At 73.8% G+C, this 22620-nt stretch carries 19 protein-coding genes and 1 pseudogene; 8 read left to right on the top strand and 12 right to left on the bottom strand.

The annotated features are described in order from the left end of the window. Positions 1-736 (bottom strand): SDR family NAD(P)-dependent oxidoreductase (locus tag CCN39_RS15265; protein ID WP_086842538.1); only part of this gene is annotated, 736 nt, incomplete at its 3' end. 4 nt (positions 737-740) lie between these two features. Beyond that, a complete protein-coding gene (locus CCN39_RS15260; RefSeq protein WP_244210796.1) occupies positions 741-1535 on the bottom strand; it encodes an alpha/beta hydrolase in 795 nt (264 codons plus the stop codon). 105 nt (positions 1536-1640) lie between these two features. Here CCN39_RS15260 and CCN39_RS15255 point away from each other — a divergent pair, with 105 nt between their 5' ends. Beyond that, positions 1641-2600, top strand: coding sequence for a LysR family transcriptional regulator (locus CCN39_RS15255; RefSeq protein ID WP_086842536.1), 960 nt, complete (start codon positions 1641-1643; stop codon positions 2598-2600). Between the two features lie 3 nt (positions 2601-2603). Here CCN39_RS15255 and CCN39_RS15250 read toward each other — a convergent pair whose 3' ends face one another. Continuing rightward, positions 2604-3143, bottom strand: coding sequence for an ArsR/SmtB family transcription factor (locus CCN39_RS15250; protein ID WP_086842534.1), 540 nt, complete (start codon positions 3141-3143; stop codon positions 2604-2606). 62 nt (positions 3144-3205) lie between these two features. Here CCN39_RS15250 and CCN39_RS15245 point away from each other — a divergent pair, with 62 nt between their 5' ends. Then, positions 3206-4441, top strand: a complete 1236-nt coding sequence (locus tag CCN39_RS15245; RefSeq protein ID WP_086842532.1) for an MFS transporter — start codon at positions 3206-3208, stop codon at positions 4439-4441. On the opposite strand, the gene CCN39_RS15240 is transcribed toward CCN39_RS15245, so the two are convergent. Then, complete coding sequence (locus CCN39_RS15240; protein ID WP_086842530.1) at positions 4438-7134, bottom strand: BTAD domain-containing putative transcriptional regulator; 2697 nt, start codon at positions 7132-7134, stop codon at positions 4438-4440. The genes CCN39_RS15245 and CCN39_RS15240 overlap by 4 nt on opposite strands. A 314-nt stretch (positions 7135-7448) precedes the next feature. Here CCN39_RS15240 and CCN39_RS15235 point away from each other — a divergent pair, with 314 nt between their 5' ends. From CCN39_RS15235 to CCN39_RS15220, 4 genes are read left to right on the top strand one after another with little or no spacing between them, the layout of a single operon-like run. After that, entirely contained in the window at positions 7449-8138 is a 690-nt protein-coding gene (locus CCN39_RS15235) for a response regulator transcription factor (RefSeq protein ID WP_086842527.1), read from the top strand. Continuing rightward, positions 8135-9601: a sensor histidine kinase gene (locus CCN39_RS15230; protein WP_244210795.1), complete on the top strand. Its 1467-nt coding sequence runs from the start codon at positions 8135-8137 to the stop codon at positions 9599-9601. Before CCN39_RS15235 ends, CCN39_RS15230 begins: the two co-directional genes overlap by 4 nt. 55 nt (positions 9602-9656) lie before the next feature. Then, complete coding sequence (locus tag CCN39_RS15225) at positions 9657-10340, top strand: DUF998 domain-containing protein (protein WP_158104509.1); 684 nt, start codon at positions 9657-9659, stop codon at positions 10338-10340. Continuing rightward, entirely contained in the window at positions 10334-12325 is a 1992-nt protein-coding gene (locus CCN39_RS15220) for a glycosyltransferase (protein ID WP_086842523.1), read from the top strand. The genes CCN39_RS15225 and CCN39_RS15220 overlap by 7 nt, the downstream gene beginning before the upstream one ends. Positions 12326-12422: 97 nt before the next feature. Here CCN39_RS15220 and CCN39_RS15215 read toward each other — a convergent pair whose 3' ends face one another. The 7 genes from CCN39_RS15215 to CCN39_RS15185 are packed head-to-tail and all read right to left on the bottom strand — an operon-like array spanning position 12423 to position 19306. Continuing rightward, positions 12423-13319: an NAD-dependent epimerase/dehydratase family protein gene (locus CCN39_RS15215; protein ID WP_086842521.1), complete on the bottom strand. Its 897-nt coding sequence runs from the start codon at positions 13317-13319 to the stop codon at positions 12423-12425. Beyond that, the gene (locus CCN39_RS15210; protein ID WP_086842519.1) at positions 13316-14854 is read right to left on the bottom strand and encodes a class I adenylate-forming enzyme family protein; all 1539 of its coding nucleotides are present in this window, start codon (positions 14852-14854) and stop codon (positions 13316-13318) included. Before CCN39_RS15210 ends, CCN39_RS15215 begins: the two co-directional genes overlap by 4 nt. Beyond that, positions 14851-16032, bottom strand: coding sequence for a cytochrome P450 (locus CCN39_RS15205; protein WP_086842517.1), 1182 nt, complete (start codon positions 16030-16032; stop codon positions 14851-14853). Before CCN39_RS15205 ends, CCN39_RS15210 begins: the two co-directional genes overlap by 4 nt. After that, positions 16029-16784, bottom strand: a complete 756-nt coding sequence (locus CCN39_RS15200) for a glycosyltransferase family 2 protein (RefSeq protein ID WP_086842515.1) — start codon at positions 16782-16784, stop codon at positions 16029-16031. The genes CCN39_RS15205 and CCN39_RS15200 overlap by 4 nt, the downstream gene beginning before the upstream one ends. Beyond that, positions 16781-17791, bottom strand: coding sequence for a 3-oxoacyl-ACP synthase III family protein (locus CCN39_RS15195; RefSeq protein WP_086842513.1), 1011 nt, complete (start codon positions 17789-17791; stop codon positions 16781-16783). Before CCN39_RS15195 ends, CCN39_RS15200 begins: the two co-directional genes overlap by 4 nt. A gap of 13 nt (positions 17792-17804) precedes the next feature. After that, positions 17805-19052 carry a beta-ketoacyl-[acyl-carrier-protein] synthase family protein gene (locus CCN39_RS15190; protein ID WP_086842511.1) on the bottom strand — a complete coding sequence of 416 codons (1248 nt, stop codon included), beginning with the start codon at positions 19050-19052 and terminating at the stop codon, positions 17805-17807. Further along, entirely contained in the window at positions 19049-19306 is a 258-nt protein-coding gene (locus CCN39_RS15185; RefSeq protein WP_086842509.1) for a phosphopantetheine-binding protein, read from the bottom strand. Before CCN39_RS15185 ends, CCN39_RS15190 begins: the two co-directional genes overlap by 4 nt. 153 nt (positions 19307-19459) lie before the next feature. Between CCN39_RS15185 and CCN39_RS15180 the strand changes: the two genes are divergently transcribed. After that, on the top strand, positions 19460-20662 hold the full coding sequence (locus CCN39_RS15180; RefSeq protein WP_244210794.1) for a PucR family transcriptional regulator: 1203 nt from the start codon (positions 19460-19462) through the stop codon (positions 20660-20662). A 33-nt stretch (positions 20663-20695) separates the two neighbouring features. On the opposite strand, the gene CCN39_RS15175 is transcribed toward CCN39_RS15180, so the two are convergent. Further along, positions 20696-22087, bottom strand: coding sequence for a glycoside hydrolase family 10 protein (locus CCN39_RS15175; RefSeq protein ID WP_086842505.1), 1392 nt, complete (start codon positions 22085-22087; stop codon positions 20696-20698). A 188-nt stretch (positions 22088-22275) separates the two neighbouring features. Here CCN39_RS15175 and CCN39_RS15170 point away from each other — a divergent pair. Continuing rightward, positions 22276-22620 (top strand): annotated as a pseudogene (locus CCN39_RS15170) (serine protease); the annotation flags it as partial.

Below are 22620 nucleotides of genomic sequence, written 5' to 3'. Positions count from 1 at the left end.
CCGCCACCCGGTCACCGGCCAGGAACGCCACCAGGTTCGCCACCTCCGCGGGGCGGGTGAAGCGGCCGGTGACCGCGTGGGCCGCCGCTTCGTCCGCGACCGATTCCGGGTTCGCGCCCGTCGTCGCGGCGAGGGTTTCGGCCACGCCGCCGGTGCCGAGCCACAGGTCCGTCGCGACCGGGCCGGGGTTGATCGCGTTCGCGCGGATGCCGCGGGGCCCGAACTCCTTCGACAGCGACTTCGTGAAGCTGACCAGCGCCGCCTTCGCCGCGCTGTAGTCGATCACGCCCGGGTCGGGCAGGACCGCGTTGACCGAGGCGACCGTGACGATGCTCCCCCGGCCCGCCGTCACCATCGTCGGCAGCACGGCCCGCGTGGCCCGGACCGCGCTCAGCAGGTTCAGCGTCACCGACCGCGTCCAGTCGTCGTCGGTGACCAGCAGGAAGCCGTTCGGCCTCGGCGTGACCGCGCCGACGTTGTTGACCAGGACGTCGATGCGGCCGAACTCGGCCACGGCCAGCTCGGCCAGCCGGCCCGGGCCGTCCGCCGTGCCGAGGTCGACCGCGAGCGCGTGCACCTTCCCCGCCCGGACGAGAGCGTCCAGGTCCGGTCCCGGGACGCGCGCGCCCGCCACGACGTGCGCGCCTTCCGCGACGAGGGCTTCGGTGACGGCCAGGCCGATGCCCCGGCTGGCTCCGGTGACGACCGCGACCGCGCCGTCCAGTCCGAGGTCCACGGGCCTAGACCCCCTGCTCGCGCAGCCAGGCCAGCACGGCGTCGGCGACTTCGCGCCAGCCGCCGTCGATGGTCAGCGAGTGGCCGCGGCCCTCGAACTGCTTCAGCTCGGTGATCGCGGTGGAATCCCGGTACTGCTTGAAGGTCGAGCGCGTGACGACGTCCGGGACCGTGTGGTCCGCCGTCCCGGAGATCAGCAGGAGCGGGCCGCGGTCCGCCCGGCCGGTGTCGACCGCGGCCTGGGAGTGCAGCACGAAGTTCGCGGCCGCCGCCTGGAACAGCGGCCGGGCCGGGGACGGGATCGTCCAGCGCCGGAACAGGTCCGCCGATTCCTCGTCGGTCAGGGTGTTGCCGAAGCCGAACCGGAACTCCTTCTCGGTCAGCGACACCGCGCGGTGGAGGTTCGCGGGGTTCCCCAGTGCCGGCAGGCCCGCGCGCAGCTGCGCCAGCGGCAGCGGCAGGACGCCCTTGATCTGCGCGGGATCGATGGCGACGCCGGCCAGGCCGATCCCCTGCCCCAGCAGCTTCTCGGTGATCAGGCCGCCGAAGGAGTGCCCGACGAGCACCGGCGGCCGGTCGAGGCCGGCGATGATCGACGCGAAGTGCCCGGTGGCGTCGTCGATGCTCACGTCCGCGACGGCGTCCGGGTTCGCCCGCGCCAGCTCGACGGTTTCGGGCTCGTGCGGCCAGCCCGGCGCGACGGGCGCGTACCCGGCCGCCCGGAAGTGGTCGATCCAGGGTGCCCACGAGGTGGCGTGCAGCCACAGCCCGTGGATGAACACGACGGGGGTGCCGTCCATCGGATCCTCCAGTTCGTCCGGTCGTCCCCGAAGCCAACCCGACCGGCGGCCCCGGCGTCCAAGACCTGTTGCGCCCGGATCGATAGCCGTGGTGGCATCGTCGGCGTGGACCTCGACCTCCGGCTGGTGCGGTACTTCGTCACCGTCGCCGACGAACTGCACTTCGGCCGCGCGGCGGCCAAGCTCTTCATCAGCCAGCCGGCGTTGTCGAAGCAGATCCGCAAGCTCGAAACCGACGTCGGGGGCGCCCTGCTGGTGCGCGACAGCCGCCACGTGGCCCTGACCCCGCGCGGCGACCGCTTCCTGCACCTGGCCCGGCAGCTGCTGGCGACGGCGGACCTGATGCTGCGCGAACCCGCCCCGCACCACGTGCGGATCGCGCACATCTTCGAGCTGGACACGAGCCGGGTGGTCGCGGACGCGTTCCACACCGCCCACCCCGGCATCCGGCTCGTCCAGAGCCAGATGGACAGCGCCCGCCAGCTCACGGCCCTGCTCGAGGACCACCTGGACGTCGCGATCATCCGCGTCACGACCGCGCTGAAGGCGGCGAACCCGGCGGGCTGGCAGCACCGGCTGCTGCGGCTGGAGCCGTTCCGCCTGGTCGGCCGCCCGGGCGATCCGCGCCGCCCGGCGGTGTCGGTGCACGAGCGTCCGATCGAGGTCTTCGCCGACGCACCCGGCACGGCGCTGTACAACGTGCACGGCCGGTACCTGAGCTCGCTGGAGCAGCACACGGGCCTGGCCCTGCGCTGGCTGGGCAACCCGGGCACGTTCGACACCTGCCACACAGCCCTCACCCGGGCCCCGGACAGCGCTTACCTGCTCGAGTTCGACAGCTACGCCCGGCGGTACGCCGATCTCGGGATCCCGGTGTCCCGGCCGCAGGAGCTGCAGCCGGTGTACCCGTGGTCGCTGGCGTGGCGCGAGGGCGAGCCGCCGCAGAGCGTCCAGGCGTTCCTGGAGGTGGCGCTGGACATCGCCGAGCGGCAGCGCTGGCTGCATCCCGAGCGGGCGGACGGGGTGCCGTTGTGGGCGCCGCCGGAGGACCTCGCCGTCGGGTGACGGCTATTCCGCCAGGCGGTGCAGCACGATCATCCCGCCGTACGCGGGCTCGTCGGAGCGTTCGTCGTCCGTGGACACGTACCGGTCGACGAGCGCGACGATCCCGCGCTCCAGCTCCGCCGCGTCCTCGGCGGACAGGTGCACCGCGAACCGGAGGAAGCTGCGCACCGCCTCCGGGCCCGCCGCGCGCAGCTCGTCCTGGACCGCTTCGATGGGCGCCAGAGCGGCGTCGACCGCGGTGTTCGGCGGGTCCTCCAGCCACCACGACCGCGCCTTGGCGCGGTAGGGCTTTTCCAGCGCGCCGCTGTCGCCCGTGCGGACGGGCGCCGGTTCGAGCAGACCCGCCTCGATCAGCCGGCGTACGTGGTACAGGACCGTTCCCGGGTCGCGGTCCAGCCGGTCGGCGAGCTGTTTGTTGGTCAGCTCGCCCTGCCAGCAGAGGCGCAGGATGCGCAGCCGCAGCGGATGCGCCAAGGCCTTGGCCTCCCCGGCCGTGGCCTCGCGCCGCGGCATCGACGAGGACGCACCGCCATGATCAGCCATGGGCGCAGGTTAGTACATCCCCATCGATGGACTTTTCTCAATCGATGTGAAATTCTCCATCAATGGGGACAACGCTCGGCGGCAGGTACTGGCGGCTGTGGACGTCGGCCGCCCTGTCCAACCTCGCGGACGGGATCCTCAAGTTCGCGCTTCCGCTGCTGGCGATCGGCTACACGCGCTCGCCGGCGCTGGTCGCGGGACTGACGCTGGCCTTCACCCTGCCGTGGCTGCTCTTCGCGTTGCCGGCCGGCGCGATCGCCGACCGCTGCGACCGGCGCTCGTTGATGCTGCTGGCGAACGTGACCCGCGCGGCCCTGCTCGCCGGGCTCCTCGTGGCCGTGCTGCTGAACGCCGGCTCGATCTGGATCCTCTACGTCGCCGCACTCGGCACCGGCATCGCGGAAACCTTCTACGACACGGCTTCCCAGGCGATCTTGCCGCAGCTGGTCGGGCGCGACAAGCTGCCGAGAGCGAACAGCCGGCTGTACGCGGCCGAGACGACGGCGCTGGAACTCGCCGGTCCCCCGGCAGCCGGGCTGCTCGTCGCCACCGCGGCCGCGCTGTCGCTCGAGACGCCGATCGCCCTCTGGGCGGTGGCGGTCGTCGTCCTCGGGTCCGTGCGCGGCTCGTTCAAGGTGGGCAGCACCGACCGGCGCCCCGTGCTGCGCACCGAGATCGCCGAGGGACTGCGGTTCGTGTGGCGCACGAGCATCCTGCGCACGTTCACCGTGATGACCGGAGTCTTCAACTTCGCCAGCAGCGCCATCCAGGCCGTTCTCGTCCTGTACGCCGTGGGCCCGGGATCGGCGATGGGACTGTCGGAGGAGGCCTACGGCTGGCTGCTCGCCATGGTCGCCGCCGGCTGCCTCGCCGGCTCCTTCTTCGCCGAGCGGATCGAGCGCGTGCTGGGCACGGCACGCGCGATCGGCATCGCCTTCTTCTCCGGCGCCGCGTCACTGGGTGTCCCGGCGTTGACGGCCGATCCGGTGATCATCGGCGCTGCCTACTTCGCCGGCGGTGTCGGCCTCATCGTCTCCAACGTCACGACGGTCTCCCTGCGCCAGCGGATCACCCCGGACCGCCTGCTCGGGCGGACCAACAGTTCCCATCGCCTGGTCGCGTACGGCACGAGGCCCCTCGGTGCGCTGGCGGGCGGTCTGCTCGCCCAGTTCTTCGGCCTGCCCACGGTGTTCGCGGTGATGAGCCTGCTGGCCATGACGACCGCCTTCGGCGCGACGAAGGTGACCGGAAGCGCCGTCGCCGAAGCCGAACGCGACGCCTTGCGCAGCCCGGCCTAGTCGTCGGAGCTCACCGCCGCCAGGCGCTCCTGCACCCGCACGTGCCGGAACTGGTACACACCGCCGGCCTGCCGGAGGACCCCGCGCCGGTGGGCGTCGTCGAGGAAGTGCATCAAGCGCCACGGCAGGCGGCCCGTTGCCGCCAGCCACACGTGGTGGACGAAGTAGTTGCCCCACGCCCGGGTCACCAGGACCGCCAGTCCGATGCCCACGCCGAAACACACGCCGACCACGATCGGCGCCACCGGGTTCGTCGCCGCCGGGAACACCTGGCCGCCCGCGAGTGCGCCCGCCACGCCGTAGCACACCGCCGCCACGCCGCGGGCCATGAAGAACCCGAACGACGCGCCCGCCACCCCGCCGGCGACGGCCAGCGCCAGGTCGTAGTGGCCGCCCAGCACCGGGAGGAACCGCGTCTGGGCCGTGAACGCGAACGCCATCCCGTCGAACAGCCCGAGGGACACCATGAACGACGCCGCCAGCGCGATCGCGCCGGTCCGCTCGTTGCGCAGGATCGTCCGCGGGCTCGCCACCCGGCTGGCGTCGACCGGTTTCGCCAGCCACACGTGCACCGCGAACACCAGGCCGAACACCAGCGCCAGGAAGACGACCAGGCCGGCCGCCAGCGACCAGCCCAGACCGAGCAGGACACCCACCGCCGCACCGATCGCGAACCGGCCGGCGAACTTCCGGGCCGCCCCGGCGAAGCGCAGTTCCGTGCGCAACGGCTCCGGTGGGCGGCCGAAGCGGTGCGTCAGATAGGCGGCGCCCCCGAACGACAGGCCGTAGATCGCCGCCAGCAGCGGGCCGTCGTCGACCCAGCCGGTGACGACGAAGAACAGCGCGACCAGCACGCCGACCAGGCCCGAGCGGGTGCCGGCCGGCACCGCGCGGTACAGCTGCCACCACGCCAGGTCGCGGCTGCGCGCGCGGTCGAGGTGCCGGGCCAGGAACCCGAGCCAGCGGGTCGCCTGCTCCGCGGTGTAGCGCCCGGACGGGCTCGTCTTCGGGTTCCGCCCCGGCGGCTGCGGCACCTGCGCGTAGGCGTTGGGGACGAAGGAGTCGAGCAGCTGTCCTTCGAGGGCTCCGGCGTCGTCGGCGGCGAGCAGCTCCGCGGGATCGGCGGGCGGACGGCCGTAGCCGATCCGCGCGAGGTCGACCATCAACGGCGTCCGCAGCACCCGGGCCAGTGCGGCGTCCGGCTCGCGCCGCAGCCGGTCGGCGACCGGCAGCCAGCGGTCTTCGCCCTGCCGCGCGGCCAGGTAGGTGATCGCCTCCTGCCGGGCGACGGGTTCGAGCCGCACCACGGTGGCGGCGCTCAGCACCGTGCCGGACTCGCGCGTCACCTGCTCGTATTCGGCCGAGCGGCAGGTCAGCACCAGCGAGCGCCCGGCGCCCACGGTCTGGTCCAGCGCGTCGAGCGCCGCGACGCGCAGGTCGGCCGGCATCTCGTCGAGGCCGTCGAGGACCGGGACGACGTGGCCGCCGAGGACGAGCCGGGTCGGGGCGTCGGTCCCGTACTCGCGGGCGGTGAGCAGCGCCGGGTGGTTCTCGGCGAGCCGGGCCGCCAGCCACCGGTCGAGGTGCTCGCGCCGCGGATCCCACGACGCCAGCGACAACAGGACGGGGACGGGATCGTCCGGGCCGCGGGTGCGCAGCAGCTCCAGCGTCAGCATCAGGGCGAGGACGGACTTGCCGGAGCCGGGATCGCCGAGCACCACCAGTTGCCGCACCGGCAACGCGGTGAACGTCGCCGCGATGTCGTCGAGGTCGCCCCGCAGCTTTCCGCCGCGCGCGGCCGACGACCAGCGCAGCATGATCGGCTGCGGCCGGTGCAGCGACCGCAGCTCGGCTTCGGCGCGCCACTGCCACGTGACGGCTTCGGCCAGCTCGGTGACGGCCCGGTCGAACCGGTGGTGCGGCGGCACTTCCGGCGCCGGCTCGGGTTCCGCGGCGCTGGGCGCGGCCTCGGCGAGGATCCGGTCGTGGAGCCGCCGCAGGTCGGGGTTCGGGTCGACGCCGAGTTCGTCGGCCAGCCGCCGGCGCAGGCCGTGGAACAGCGTCGAGGCTTCGGCGTAGCGGCCCTCCTTCGCGAGGGCGCGCATGAGGAGCAGGTGGGACAGCTCGCGCGTCGGGTGCTCGCCGCAGAACTCGGTCAGCTCACGGACGACTTCGGCCGTTTCGCCGAGCCGCAGCCGCCATTCGGCACAGAGTTCGACGGCTTCGGCGCGCTGTTCGTCGAGCAGCGCGGCCCGGCCGGCGAGCGTGGTCGTCCGCAGCCCGTCGAGCGCGGGGCCCCGCCACAGGGCGAGCGCGGTGCGGATTTCCTCGACGGCGTCGACGAGTTTGGCCTGCCCGGCGAGTCCCCGGGCGGCCGTGACGTGCCGGCGGAAGCGGAGCGAGTCGAGGTCGTCGGGGTCGAGCTGCAGCCGGTAGCCGGGACCGTCGGTGACGATCATCGCGCCGGCCTCGCCGAGCCGGCCCCGCAGCGCGGAAACGCAGTTGCGCACCTGCTTCACGGCCGTCACGGGCGGCTCGTCCTCCCAGAGCGCGTCGATCATGCGCTCCACGGGGACGACCGCGCCCGCGTTGAGCAGCAGGACGGCGAGCGCGCGTTGCTGCCGCGGGCTCGCCAGGGTGATTCGGCTCCCGTACGCCTGCACTTCCAGCGTCCCGAGAATCCGGAACCTCATCGCAACCCCCTGGTCGTCGAGACCGGCCGGTTCGCCGAACGCGCTGGTGAAGCGGCGGATGCCGGCGCGAGGACGAAACGAGGACGGCGTCCGGAACCCTAGGGCCACGGCGAAAGAGGGGGAATGCCGGGGCGACCCGGTGGCGGGCGCGTCGTTGGGGGTCGCGCCCTCCACCGGGTCCGCCCGGCCGTGCGGTCCGCCCGCGGAGGGCGCGTCGTCGGGGGCGCGCCCTCCGCGGGGACTGCCCGGGTTCTTAGCCGTTTCTTAGCACCGCGCCTGGCCACCGCTCCCCGCCGCCTCGGAGAATCGGCAGGGTGCTGATCCTGATCGCCGACGACGAGGATGCCGTGTGCGACTCGCTGTCGCGCACCCTCCGCTTCGAGGGCTACGCCGTCGAAATCGCCAAAGACGGCCAAGCCGCGCTCGAGGTCATCCGGGCGCGGGAGCCGGACGGGGTCATCCTCGACGTCACCATGCCCGTGCTCGACGGCCTGGAAACCTGCCGGCGGCTGCGCGCGGCCGGGAACCTCGTGCCCGTCCTCATGCTCACCGCCCGCGGTGACGTCACCGCGCGGGTCGCCGGCCTCGACGCCGGGGCCGACGACTACCTCGCCAAGCCCTTCTCCCTCCAGGAACTGCTCGCCCGGGTGCGGGCCCTCCTGCGGCGCGCGCGGTACGAAGCCGTCCCCGAATCGCCCGCCGATCTCCGCTTCGGCGATCTCGCGCTCAACCCGGCCACGCGCGAAGTCGTGCGCGCGGGCCGTCCGGTGCGGCTGACGCGCACCGAGTTCGCCATCCTCGAGCTCTTCCTGCGCCACCCGCGGCAGGTGCTCACCCGGTCCGTCCTGTTCGAGCACGTCTGGGGCTTCGACTTCGGCAACAGCTCCAACAGCCTCGACGTCTACCTCGGCTACCTGCGCAAGAAACTGGAAGCCGACGGCGGCGGCCGGTTGCTGCACACCGTCCGCGGCGTCGGCTACGTCCTGCGCGAGGACCCGCTGTGAGGCTGCTGCGCGGCCTGGGCCGGCGCAAGCTCACCCTGCGCGCGCGGGTCGCGGCCCTCTCCGCGCTCGGCGTCGCGCTCGCCGTCGTCGTCGTGTCCCTCGCGGGCTGGTGGCTGATGCACGAGCGGATGTACGAGGACCTGGACCGCCAGCTGCGCACCGACACGGCCGGGGTGGCCGGGGCCACGACACCCGAGGAAGCGCTGCGCACCCTGCGCAGCACCGACCAGCTGCCGGGCAGCTGGTCCGACGACGACCTCCCCTCGGAGATCCGGCGGATGCTGCGGCTGGCCGGGTTGCCGCCGCCCGTCGTCGTCCGGTTCCTGGACAGCGGCGGGCACGTCGTGTCCGCCACCGCGGGCGCCGAGTGGCTGGGGCCGGTGAGCTCGCCCGCCGTCCGCGTCGCGGCGAGCGGGAGCGGCCAGGATGTCGACGAAGCCGAGCTGGGCGACGAGACGGTCTACCGGGTGAGCACCGCGCCCCGGTCCGGCGGCGCGATCCAGGTCGCCAGCCGCGTCATCGGCATCGAAGGGACGCTCGACGACCTCCGCGTGCTGCTCACCTGGATCGGGCTCGCCGGCGCCGCCCTCGCGGGCGTGGTCGGCTGGGGTGTCGCGCGGGCGGGCCTGGGCCCGGTCCACCGGCTCACCGGAGCCGTCGAGAAGGTGGCCGAGACGCAGGACCTCGACAGCTCGATCCCGGTGGCCGGCCGCGACGAGATCGCCCGGCTCGCCACGGCGGTCAACAACCTGCTGACCGCGCTCGCCGCGTCGAAAGCCGCCCAGCAGCAGCTCGTCCAGGACGCCGGCCACGAACTGCGCACCCCGCTGACCAGCCTGCGCACCAACGTCGAACTGCTCACCTACGCCGAAGAACAGCTCGGCTCCGGCCGCACCCTCGCCCCCGACGACCGCGCCCGGCTGCTGCGGGACCTCGGGGTCCAGGCCGAGGAGCTGACCACCCTCACCACCGAACTGGTCGAGCTGGCCGCGGAGAACGCCGACCCCGAACCGTTCGGGCCCCTGGATCTGGCCGACGTCGTCCACAGCGCCGTCATCCGCGCGCGGGCCCGCTGGCCGCAGGTCGTCTTCGCCGTGTCGGCCGCGCCCGCGCGCCTGACCGGCCAGCCGGGCGGGCTGTCCCGCGTGGTGCTGAACCTGCTCGACAACGCCGCCAAGTGGAGTCCATCGGGCGGCACCGTCCGGGTGACACTGTCCACATCGGACGGAAACGCCGAGCTGACCGTCACCGACGAAGGACCGGGCATCGACGAACAGGACCGGCCCAAGGTCTTCGAGCGCTTCTACCGGGCCACCGCCGCCCGCTCCATGCCCGGCTCCGGCCTCGGCCTGGCCATCGTCGCCCAGATCGTCACGACACACGCCGGCGACGTGACCGCCGGCGCGGCACCCGGCGGCGGCGCCCGGCTCCGCGTACGGCTGCCGGCGAACCACGATTCTTAACCGGCCCAGCGGCGGTTCTTAAGGTTCCTTCATCCGCGGGCCCGAAGTTCGAATCGTGTCCTCCGTCGAAACCCTCCGCCCCGCGCCGCCAACGCAAGGCGGCGCCCGGGCCTGGGCCGCCGCCGCGATCGCGTGCTTCGGCCTGTCCGTCGCCACCGCTCTCGTCCTGCACGTCACCCAGGCCGCCGGCGTCGATCCGGTCCGGCAGGTGATCAGCGACTACGCCCTGTCCCCCGCCGCCGCCGAATTCGCCTTCTGCGTGCTGACGCTGGCCGTCGGCACCGGGTTCCTGCTCGCCGCGCTCGGCAAAGCCGGGCTGCCGGTGACGCGGCCCGTCATCGCGCTCGCCGGCTGCTGGGGTGCCGGGCTGACGCTCTGCGCCTTCTTCCCCACCATCCCGACCGGCGCGCCGATGACGCTCTCGGCCGAAGTCCACCGCTTCGCGGGCCTGGTGCTGTTCGTCAGCCTGCCCGCCGCGGCCGGGCTCCTCGCCCGGGGCGCCGCCGGCCACCCGGTGCACCACACCCTCGCCGTCCGGCTGCGGCGGCACACCGACTGGGCGTGGGCCGCTCTCACGGTCTTCCTGCTCAGCCAGCTGCCGGTGCTGCTCGCGCCGTCGCGCGGCTTCGACGGCCCGCTGTTCCAAGGGCTGGCCGAGCGGCTCGTGTTCGTCGTCTACCTCGTCCTGCTCGGCGAGCCGGCCCTCGCCGTCCTGCGCTCCGGGAGGAAATCATGCTGACCCTCGCCATCGGGCTCGCCGCCGCCGGCGCGTGCTGCTTCGCCGGCACCGTCCACCTCCAGCACCGGGCCGTCCGCGGCGCGGCCAGAGGCCCGGACCTGCGGCTGTCCGGGATCCGGACGATCCTGCGCACCCCCGGCTGGTACGCCGGGATCGGGCTCGCCGGGCTGGGCGCCGCCCTGCACGTCCTCGCGCTGACCATGGCCCCGCTCGCCGTCGTCCAGCCGGTCGGCGTGCTCGCCCTGGTGCTCACGGTCCTGCTGGCGCGCACCCCGCTCACGCGGACCGTGCTCGCCGCGCTGGCGATGAGCGGCGCCGGGCTCGCGGGGTTCGTCGCGCTGTCCGCCACGGCCACGAACGCCGCCGTGGACGCCCCCGATCTCGGGACCGCGCAGTGGGCGCTGGTCGCCGCGGCCGGGCTGGCCGCCGCCGCCCGGTCCACCCGCGGCCGGACCCGGTCGCTGCTGTCCGCGCTCGGCACGGCGGTGCTCTTCGGGTTCACCTCGGCGCTGATCCGGGCGGCGGCCGTCGCACCCTTCTCCCTCCTCGTGATCGCCGAAGCCGTGGCGGCGACGCTCGCCGGGGCGTGGCTGCTGCACCAGGCCTACGCGAGCGGACCCGCGCCGATCGTGGCCGGCGCGACGACCGTCGTCGACCCACTCACCGCCGTCCTCATCGGCGTGTTCGCCTACGGGGAACTGACTCCGGGACAGCTCGCCGTCCTGGCCGTGCCCGGCGTCGTCGCCGTGGCCGGGCTCGTGCTCCTGGCCCGCGAACTGCCGTCGCCCGCCGCGCCCGCCCGCCGGACCCGGCCCGAGGGACCGCTGCGCATCGCGATCACCGCGGACACCTACCCGCCCGACGTCAACGGCGCGGCGAACTTCGCCGCCCGGCTGGCGTCCGGGCTGGCCGCCCGCGGGCACGACGTCCACGTCCTCTGTCCGTCACCCGGCAGCGAGACGTTCACCGAGACGACGGCCGGGGTGACGGTCCACCGGGTGGGTTCGGTGCGCACGCCGTTCCACCCGACGTTCCGGATCTGCCCGCCCTGGCGGACGGCCAGGGCCGTGCCGGCGCTGCTCGCCGCGATCGCCCCCGACGTCGTGCACACGCAGGCCCACTTCCTGGTCGGCCGCAGCGCGGTCCGGGCCGCCACCGCGGCCGGCGTCCCCGTGGTGGCCACCAACCACTTCATGCCGGAGAACCTGCTCGGCTACGGCCCGCTCCCGCGCTGGACCCACCGCCCGCTCACCCGGCTGGCGTGGCGCGACCTCGTCCGGGTCTTCGGCCGCGCCACCGTCTGCACCACGCCGACCCCGCGCGCGGCCCAGCTGCTCGAACACCACGGCCTGAACCGGCCCGTACTGGCGATCTCCTGCGGCATCGACCGCGCGCACTACGCCGGCCCGCCGGACGAACCGGCCGCGGCACCGACCGTCCTCTTCGTGGGCCGCCTGGACGCGGAGAAGAACGTCCAAGAGCTCCTGGAAGCGGCCGTCGCGTTGCCCCCGGACGTCCGGGTCGAACTCGTCGGCGACGGCAGCGAACGCGGCCGGCTCGAGGCGCTCGCGGCGCGGCTGGGCCTCGCGGACCGGGTCACCTTCCGCGGGTTCGTCCCGGACGCGGACCTGGTCCGGGCCTACCGGCGGTGCACCGTGTTCTGCATGCCGGGCACCGCCGAGCTGCAGAGCCTGGTGACGATGGAGGCGATGGCCGCGGGCAAGCCGGTGGTGGCCGCGGACGCGATGGCCCTGCCCCACCTCGTCCGGCCGGGCCGCAACGGCTGGCTCTACCCGCCCGGCGACGTCGCGGAACTGGCCGCGCGGCTCACCGCGGTCCTGGCCGACACCCCGGCCCGGACGGCGATGGGCCAGGCCAGTCTCGACCTGATCGCCGCGCATGACCTGGACTCCACTTTGGACACGTTCGAGGGGGTCTACCTCGACGTGGCCGCCCGCCCGGTGGCCGTCGCGCTGCGGCGGTGAGGACCGGCAATTTTGCCGGTGCCGGCCCCTCGGCGGTGGGGCAAAGTGCCGTAGGCGTGGTGGGTGTGGCGGAACCCCAGCGCCACACCCGCCACGCCTACGGCACCGGGAACACCGTGGGTGACGGCTCGTAGCCGAGCCGGTCGATCGCCGCGGAGATGTCCAGGGAGCGTTCCACCGCGAACTGGCTGATCACGTACCGGTTCAGCCGTCCGCCGGGGAACAGGCGGGCGAGCGGGGACAGCACGCGGGCCGGCACGTACGCCGGCCGGACCCGCACGCCCGCCGAGGCCAGCAGGCCGCGCAGGGCCCAGTCGAGCGGCACCGGGGCGCTGTCGGCGATGTTGAACACGCCCGGCCACGCCGGTCGGGCCGTCGCGGCGAGCAGGCAGGCGCGGGCCAGACTGTCCACCCGGGTCATGCTGACCAGCACCTTCCCGTTGCCCGGCACCAGCAACCGGCCACCCCGCACGTTCTCCAGCAGCCTCGGCAGCAGCGTCGTGTCCCCGGCGCCGTAGACGGCGTGGGGCCGCAGGACGATGGCGTCGCGGGCGATGGCCAGCACGAGCTGCTCGGCCGCGGCTTTGGCGGCCGCGTAGGCGTTGAGGTACTTGTCGACCGGAGCTTCGTGCTCCTTCGCGCGCACCGTGGGCCGGAACGGGTCGTACACGCTGGCGCTGCTGACGTGGACGAGGCGGCAGTCCGGGAACGACGCCAGCACGTGGTGGGTGCCGAGCAGGTTCGTCCGCCACACCTCGTGGGCGACGCCGGTGTCGGTCGCGGACGCCGCGCAGTGCACGACCGCGTCGACGGCGGGCGGGTCGGCGAGCTTGGCCGCCCCGATGTCCCACGACCGGTACGCGGCCCCGCCGAGCCGGCCGGCGTCCGCCGCGGCGCGCCTGCCGAAGGCCGTCACCTGCCAGCCCGCCGCCACGGCCGCCCGGCACACCGCGCCGCCGACGAACCCGGTCGCGCCGGTCACCGCGATCCTCACGGCCGGCTCGCGGACAGGAGCTCGCGCAGGCGGCCCCGGTCGAGCTTGCGGGACCGGCCCGAACGCGGCAACTCCGGCAGGACGACGATCCGGTCCGGCACGGCTTCGGCGTCGATCAGCCCGGGCAGCTGCTTGCGGAGCCGCCGGACGAGGCGGGCCGGGTCCACGTCGTCGCGGTCGGCCACGACCGCGAGCACCACGCTCTCGTCCTCGGTCACCGGGTCGGGTGTCCCCACCATCGCCGCCTCGCGGACGCCGTCCAGCAGCGCGATCGACGGCTCGTACAGTCCGGGGTAGATGTTGTACGAACCGCGGATGACCATGTCCTTCTTGCGGCCGGTCAGGACGATCCGGCCGGCGTCGTCCAGCCGGGCCAGGTCGCCGGTGGCCAGCTCGGTCAGCGGCGGCGCACCCAGGTAGCCGAGGCAGGCGTTGGGCGCGGACACGAGCAGCTCGCCGTCGCCGGCGATCCGGGCGGTCACCCCGGGCGACGGCGTCCCGAGCAGATCGCCCGGGAGGCCCCGCTCGAGGTGCGCCAGCTTGTCCTCCGCACGGGCGGCCGCGAGCGGGATCGCCTCGGTCATCGCGTAGATCGAGAGCACCTGCCCGCCGGGGACCGCGGCCAGCGCCTGCCGCAGCACCGCGGGTGCCGCGGGCGCGGACCCCATCACCAGGTGGCGGACGTGCCCGGGCCACTCCGGCAGGACGCCGAACACCTCGGCCAGGTGCACCGGCACCCCGTAGGCGTGCGTCACCCGGCGGTCCGCGAGGTCCCGCGCGAACCGCTCGGGCGGCGCGGACGGCTTCGGCAGCGACAGCCGGGCGCCGCCCAGCAACGCGGGCAGGCCGGCCATGATGCCGTCGGCGTGCATCACGTCCCCGGGCGCGAACGGCACGTGCTCGCCCAGCATCGTCACGGCCGCGGTGAGCGACCGCAGCGAGTGCACGACGCCTTTCGGCTGGTCCGTCGTGCCCGAGGTGAACACGATCAGCGCGGGCGCGTCCGGGTCCCGGTCCGGTGCCACGGCCGCGGACCGGCCGAGCAAGCGCTTCAGCGACCGGGCCGAGCGCGGCACCCCGGGCAGGCGGGGTCCGATGTGGACGTGCCGGATGCCGCGGTCGCCGATGGGCTGCCGCAGGTCCGGGACCGGCCAGCCGCGACGGCGGCAGAAGGTGCGGGCCGGGCCCACGACGCTGGTCGTGTAGAACAGCGACTCCGCGATCAGCCAGCGCGGGCGGCAGGCCCGCAGCCGCGCGGACACCAGGGCCGGACCGACGGCGGTGTCGGCCGAGACGAGCACCGCGCCGGCCCGCAGCGCGCCCAGGAACAGGCCGATCGCCGTGGCCGAGTTCCGGACGGCGAACAGGACCCCGTCCCCGGGCTCCAGGCCCTCGGCCCGCAGTCCGGTGCTGACGTCGAGGGCGAGGCGGCGCAGTTCGCCGAAGGTCGTCGTGCGGCCGTCCGGGTCGATGACGGCCACTTCGCCGGGCCGCTCCCCGGCGGTGTCGAGGAATCGGGTCACGAAGTCGTTCATGCGCGGCTGACCTCCAGGCGGCGGTAGGCGGGGAAGAGCACCCCGGGCGCGGCCCGGCGGGCGGTGATCCGCAGCGCCCCGGCGCCGGCCAGGGTGCCGAGGACGGCGTGGATCTCGGCCATGGCCAGCGGGTAGCCGAGGCAGAAGTGCGGCCCGGCCCCGAACCACAGCCGCCGCAGCTCCGGGGGGTGCGGGCGGGCGAGGTCGAACCGGCCGTGCGCCCGGGCGCAGTTGAGAGTCGACAAAACGACCCGGTCCCCGGCACGCACCGCGACCCCGCCGATCCGCCCGGGCCGGACGGCGTTGCGCAGGATGATCGGCGCGGGCGTGATCAACCGGGCCGTCTCGTGGATCGCGGCCTCCACCGGCCGGCTGTCCCCACCGCGGTGCGCCGCGGCGACGGCGGCCAGCTCGCCCTGGTCGTGCAGCAGGGCGACCATCCGGGGCAGCAGGCTGGTGATCGTCTCGGTGCCCGCGATCAGGAACGCCGACGCGAGCCCCCGCGCCTCGGCTTCGGTCAGCCCGAACCCGCGCATCCGGCCGACCGCGGTGGTCTCGTCGCCCTGGTCCCAGGCGAGCGAGGTGGCGGCGCCGATGTCCGCGACGATCGCACGGGCCCGCGCCACCTGCCGGGCGCTGAGCCGGAGCTTGCCCAGCTTGACCAGGCCGATGATCGCGGTGGCCTGGCCGGTCATCCGCAGGTACGCCGCCTCCCGCTCGGCCGGGGACCCGGTGACGGTGAACCCGACCAGCGCGCTGGTCACCGCCCCGGCGACGATCTTCGTCGTCCGGACGACGTCCACCGGACGGCCGCCGCGCAGGGCCTCGGCCGTGCGGGCCAGCGGCTCGGTGCAGGCCGCGTCGATGAGCCCGCGGACGTAGGCCGGGGTGAAGAACTCGGCGAGCTTGCGCCGCATGGCCCGGTGCTCGGGGCCGTCCATGTTGACCAGCATCGACGGGCCGAAGACCGGGGTCCACAGGTCCGCCTCGGTGCCGCCGCCGCTGCGGAAGGTCTCGGTGTCGGTCAGCACCTCCCGGGCGGCCGAAGCCTCGTTCACGACGATCCCGAGCCCGGGCACCCGCACCGCGGGACCGAGCCGGCCGAGCACCCGGACCACCGGGTACGCGAACGGGTGCGCCGCCAGTTGCAGCCGCAGTTCGTGCGCGCCCGCCCTCATCGGACGTCCACCGTTTCGCCGCGGTAGCCGTGGCTGGTGTACCAGGCGAAGGTGTTGCGGATGCCCCAGGCCTTGGTCCGCCGCTGCGACCAGTACACGACCATGTCGCGTCGCCGCCCGTAGGCGCGGGTGACGCACCGGACGCGGTTCACCAGCGTGCGGTCCTCGTGGTCCTCCTCGATGCACGACCGGGGATAGCCGCCGCACCGCTCGTACAGGCTTGCGGTGATGGCCGTGTTCCCGCCCGCGCAGAGCAGGTACGGCCCGAGGTACTCCGGTCCCCGGTTGGCGCGGCGGAACCGGGCGCAATACCCGCCGACCGCCACCAGGAACGCCAGCACGGCCCGCTCGGTCCGCGGCACGGCGAAGTCGTCGGTGCGGGCCTTGAACCGGCCCCCGATGAGCTCCAGGCCGGACGCGAACCCGCGCATGACGGCTTCCGTCCACTGTGGAGCGACGAGGCAGTCGGCGTCGGTCCGGGCCAGGTGCGTGGCCCCGTTCGCGATGGCCTGGCGCATGCCGGTGTCGCAGGCGGCACCGGTGCCCTTCTGCGGTTCGCCGATCACCCGCACGTCCATCGCCGGGTGCGCGGCGGCGAAGGCGCGGACGACGCCGGCGGTCGCGTCCGTGCTCGCGTTGTCCACCACCAGCACGGTGAAGTCACGGTGGCGCTGGGCGGCGAGCGACCGCAGCGGCCCTTCGATCCACTTCTCCTCGTTGTACGCGGGGATGATCACCCACAGCCGGGTCACGACGGCAACTCCGCGAACACCGTGCCGACGCTGACGCCGCCGGCCAGCCCGATGAACGCGACCTTGTCGCCCGGCCCGCAGCGGCCCGACTCCCGGGCCAGGCTCAGCTGCAGCGGCAGGCTGCACGAAGCGACGTTCCCGTGGTCGGTGATCGTCACGACGAGCTTGTCCTCCGGTACCCCGCTGCATTCGAGGAACACCCGCAGGTGCGGCACCCCGACCTGGTGGACGCAGAAGAGCGCGAAGTCGTCCCTGGTCAGGCCCGTGCGGGCGAGTGCCGCGTCCAGTTGCGGCCGGATGCCGCGCACGACGGACTCCATCAGGGTGCGGCCATCGCCCCTCAGATAGCCGTCGGTGACCGGGTCGCGGGAGTTCGCGCCGCCGTGCCCCGGAATCGAGGCCACGTCCCAGCACGACGAGTCCGCCGAGAAGTCCCGGTGAAAGATGCCCGGTGACGCCGAAGCCTCCAGGAGCATCGCGGCCCCGGCGTCGGACAGGGTGTAGCCGGCGAGGGAGTCGACGAACTGCGCGCGGTCCGCGACCGACCACCGGACCACCCGGGAGCCGGTCTCGCCGGTGCAGACCAGGACGCGGCGGTACTGCCCGCTCCGGATCAGCGCCTCCGCGACCTGCATTCCGTTGAGGAAGCTGTTGCAGGCGTTCTTGACGTCGAACACCGGGCAGGCCGCGCCGAGCTTGGCCGCCACGACGTGCGCGGTGGCCGGTTCGATGAGGTCCTGGGAGGCGGACGCGAACACGACCAGGTCGACGTCGTGCGCGCCGAGCCCCGCACCGGACAGCAGTTTCGCGGCCGCGGCCACGGCGAGGTCGGAGGCGAGCTCGCCGGGCGCGGCCCGGTGCCGGGTCCGGATTCCGCTGAGCTTGCGGATCGCCCCCGGCCGCGGCGTGAAGCCGGGACTCTCGCGGCCGATGCGCGCCTCGATCTCCCGGTCGGCGACCAGGGTGGGTGGCAGGTGGGCGGCGACGCCGCCGATCGCCACGTGCATGGGACCGTCCTTTCTAGACACCGGTGAACGCCAGCGTCACGTTGTGCCCGCCGAAGCCGAACGAGTTGCTGATCGCCGCGGTGAGCGTGACGCGGCGGGGCTCGCCGGCCACGACGTCGAGGTCGATCCGGTCGTCGAGCGTCTCGAGGTTGGCCGTGGGCGGGACGAGGCCGTCGCGGACCGACAGCACGGTCGCGATCGCCTCCACCGCCCCGGAGCCGCCGAGCAGGTGGCCCAGCGCTCCCTTCGGCGCGGTGACCACCGGGCCGTCGCCGAGCACGCGCCGGATCGTCGTGCTCTCGGTCAGGTCGCCGAGCGGGGTCGAAGTCGCGTGCGCGTTGACGTGGCCGATGTCCCGGGCCGCGAGGCCCGCACGGCGCAGCGCGGTGGTGATGGCGGCGCACTGCCCGACGCCGTCCGGGTCCGGCGCGGTGATGTGGTGGGCGTCGTTGCTCATGCCCGCGCCGGCGAGCCGGCCGTACGCCTTCGCGCCGCGCGCCGCGGCGAAGTCCGCGCGCTCCAGCACCAGGATGCCGGCGCCCTCCCCGAGCACGAAGCCGTCCCGGCCCGCGTCGAACGGGCGGGAGGCCGTCCCGGGGCTGGCGTTGCGGGTGCTCATCGAACGCGCCCGCGTGAACCCCGCCATGATGGCGGGCGTGATGCAGGCGTCGGTGCCGCCCGCCACGACGACGTCGGCCTCCCCCGCCACGATCATCCGCCACGCCCACGCGATCGCCTCGGCCCCGGACGCGCAGGCCGACATCGGGGCGTGCACCCCGGCCCGCGCCTTGAGCGCCAGGCCGACCAGCGCGGCCGGCCCGTTGGGCATGACCATCGGGATCAGCTGCGGCGACACCGCGCGCAGGCCCCGGTCGCGCAAGGCGTCGTGCTGGGCGACCAGGGTCGTCGCGCCGCCGATGCCGGTGCCGATCACCACGCCGCAGCGCAGCGGATCCACCGTGTCGCCGGCCAGGTCCGCGTCCCGGCACGCCTGCCGGGCCGCGATCACGGCCAGCTGTTCGGCCCGGTCCATCCGCTTGAGCTCGACGTGGTCGAGTTCCCCGTCGGGCTCGACGGCCAGCCGCGCGGCGATGCGCACCGGGAACTCGTGCGCGCGCGTCCACTCGGTATCCAAAGTGGACACTCCGGCGCGGCCGTCGAGCAGCCCCTGCCAGGTGGCGGGCACGTCACCGCCCAGCGGCGTGGTCGCGCCGACGCCGGTGACGACGACCTCGACGTCCGGGCGCGGCGGGCTGGTCACGCCGCCGCGCGCAGGTAGTCGGCGACGTCGCCGAAGGTCCGCAGCGCGGGGAGGTTGTCCTCGGGGATCGTCAGGCCGTAGCTGAGTTCGATCTCGTCGGTCAGCTCGACCATGGCCAGCGAGTCGATGTCCAGTTCGTCGCGCAGCGACAGGCCGGTCAGCGGGCGTTCGGCGGACACGCCCAGGGGGTCGGTGCCGGACACCTTCGCGATCAGCTGGGCCAGGGTGCGCTCGATGTCGTCGGAAGGGTTCATCGTTACCTCTCGCGGTGGATTTCGGGGCTACCGCAGGAGGCTGGCAACGGGCGCTGACCGACAGCTGACGGGTGGCCCCGGATCCGGCCCGGTTGGGCGCCGTGCACAAGCGGTTCGCGGCACCGGCCCAGCCCGCGGGGCTATGGTCGGCGGATGCCGGGGCAGCCGCACGCATCCAGGAGGGTCATCCGCGAGGTGGCCGCCGCCGTCCTCACCGAGCTGCCGGCGTTCGCCGACCGGCTGACCGGGCGGGGTGCGGTCGAGGAGAAGACGTTCTACGCGCGCGGCGACTGGGTGGCGCCCGCGGACATGCGGCAGTCGTTCATGGACAACGCCCGCAGCGCGCTGGTCCTGATGACCGAGGGGTTCGAAACGCGGGCCGACTGGATCTCCGCCCCGCTGGCCACCGGCCGCCGGCGCGCCGAACAGGGCGTCCCCCTGGAGGCGGTGCTGCACCTGTTCCGGCTGGGTACCGAGCTGCTGTGGGAGATGCTGCTGGCCGTGGCCCGCCGCCGGTCACCGGCCGAGCTGACCGAGTTCGTCGACAGCGTGATGGTGCTGTGGCAGGCGACCGACCGCGTCTCGACGGCGATGGTCGAGGGGTACCGGTCGCGGGAGATCCAGCTGCGGACGCGGGCGAACCGGCGCCGCGAGGAGCTGGTCCGGGTGCTCGTCGAGGGCCGGGGCGCCGACCCCGCCGTGGCCGCGGACGCCGAGGCCGAGCTGGGCCTGCCCGGGCACGGCCGGTACGCCGTGGTCCTGGTGGTCGGCGACCTGGCGGCCGAGGACGTGGTGCCGGTGCCCGAGCTGGCGGCGCTGGGGGTCCGCGTGGTCGTGGCACCCTACCGGGACCGGGTGGTGTGGCTGGCCGAGCTGGGCGGGAACACCGCCGGCCGGCTGGCCGGCCTGCTGACCCCCCACCTGCACCACCGCGCGGGCCTGTCCGGCGAGGTCGACGGCCTCGCCGAGATCGGCATCGCCTACCGGCTGGCGGAAATCGCGCTGCACACCCAGTCCCCGGACGTGCCGGGCCTGGCCGTGCTCGACGACCGGCTGCCCGAGGCGCTGGTGGCCGCCAGCCCGCGGCTGGCCCACCGGCTGGCGGCGAAGACCCTCGGCCGCGTCCTGGACCTCGAAGACGAGGAGCGCCGGGTACTCCTGGAGACGCTGGAAGCGTGGTTCCGGGCGGACCGCTCCCCCAGCCGCGCCGGCGAACTGCTGTACTGCCACCGGAACACGGTGCTCAACCGGCTGCGCAAGATCGAGCAGCTCACCGGCGCCGCCCTGGAGGACGACCGCCACCAGCTGTGCTGCCGCCTGGCCCTGATGGCCCACGGCCACCTGCGACCCGGGTGACCCGCCCGCTCGCGGACGGGTCACCCGGCCCGGTCAGGAGGTGCTGCAGCTGACGCTCGGCCAGTTCCAGTTGCCGTTCGCCATGATGGTGACGCCCCAGTTGTTGCCGCTGCCGTTCGGTTTCGCGATCAGCACCTGGCTGCTGGGCCAGCTGGCGCTGATGTTCCAGGTGGTACTGATCCGCGCGGGGCTGGGCACGTTCATCGTGACCGTCCACGAGGACGAGCCGCTGACCGAGACGTTGAGGTTGTACCGGTCACCCCACGACTGCCCCGCCGAAAGCGTGGCGGTGCAGTTGCCTCCGCCCGGCGTCGTGGGTGTCGTCGTCGGCGTGGTCGTGGTCGGGCCCGTCGGGGTCGTGGTCGTCGTCGGAGTGGTCGTGGTGGTCGGACTGCCGGCGTTGAGGGCGTTCAGCACCGAGGTGTAGGCGGCCTTCTTGTTGCCGTTGCCGTCGAACAGCAGCGGGCTTTCGCTGGAGCGCCAGGAATCGCTGTCCCGCACGCCCCACACGGTGATGCCGACGCAGCGTGCGACGTTCATGCACGCCTGGGTCAGCGCCGAGTACTGCCCGGTGTTCGCGTTCGTGACGTCGACCTCGGTCAGCGCGACGTCGACGCCGAGCGCCGCGAAGCTGGAGATCGTCTGCTGGAAGTTGCCCGGCACCGAACTGCCGCCGGTGAAGTGGGCCTGCAGGCCCACGCAGTCGATCGGCACACCGCGGGACTTGAAGTCCTGGACCATCCGGTAGACGCCCTGGGTCTTGCCGTAGCTCCAGTTGTCGATGTTGTAGTCGTTGTAGCAGAGCTTGGTCGACGGGTCGGCCGCGCGCGCGGTCCGGAAGGCGACCTCGATCCAGTCGTTGCCGGTGCTCTGCAGGTTCGACGACCGGCGGCTGCCGTCTTCGTTGAAGGCCTCGTTGACGACGTCCCAGTACGCGAGCTTGCCCTGGTAGTGGGCCATCACCTTCTGGATGTGGTTGATCATCGCGTTGCGGAGGTTGCTGCCGCCCATGTTCTGCATCCAGCCCGGTTGCTGCGCGTGCCAGGCGAGGGTGTGCCCACGGACCTTCGAGCCGTGGCTGACCGCCCAGTTGTAGATCTGGTCGCCCGACGAGAAGTTGAACTGGTTCTGGTTGGGCTCGGTCGCGTCCGGCTTCATCTCGTTTTCGGGCGTCACCATGTTGAACTCGCGCGCCGCGATCGTGGTGTAGGCCGAGTTGCTCAGCCGCCCGGCGGCGATCGCCGTGCCGAAGTACCGGCCGGACTGTGCGGCCGCGGCACCGAGCGTACTCGCCGCGGCGTCCGCGCCGGGCGCCGTCACCAGAACGGTTGCGGTCGCGGCGACGCTCGCCACTCCCGCCAGCACTCGAGTGGTCGTCGACCGCCACCAGCGCCTGCGGCGCCGGTCCGACGAACTTTCCGCCATCCGTGGTCTCCTTCGGTGAAGTTCCCCCGCTGCCAGCAGCAGAGCACGCCGCCGAAGCACCGCGCAAAAAGTTTCGATCGACTTTCGGGCCGACACACCCCGTCCTGGCCGAAACGATGAAAATTACCTGCAACCCCGCAGTCGATCTCGGCACTGTGTACCGGGTAGGTATCCGACTGGGAGGTTGCATGAGCTGGAGACATCCCGTCGCCGCGGTCCTCGCCGCGGCGCTGGCGACGAGCGGCACGATCACCGGAACCGAGGCGCGGGCCGCGGAACCGGGACCCGGGCCCACCCGGACGGTCACGCTCGTCACCGGCGACCGGGTGGTGCTCGCCGGATCCCGGGTGGTCGCCGTGCAGCCCGGTGCGGGCCGCGCGAAGATGGCCTTCGCGCAACGCACCGACGTGACCGGGGACGTGCACGTGACGCCGCAGGACGCGGTGCCCGCCGTCCGGTCCGGGCAGCTGGACCCGCAACTGTTCGACGTCACCCGGCTGATCGGGTACGGCTACGACGACCAGACCCGCCGC

Origin of the sequence: Amycolatopsis kentuckyensis, from assembly GCF_002155975.1 — a bacterium.
GTDB classification, from domain to species: domain Bacteria; phylum Actinomycetota; class Actinomycetes; order Mycobacteriales; family Pseudonocardiaceae; genus Amycolatopsis; species Amycolatopsis kentuckyensis.
Note: the sequence above shows the minus strand (reverse complement) of the source record. Positions and strands in the feature narration are given on the sequence as shown.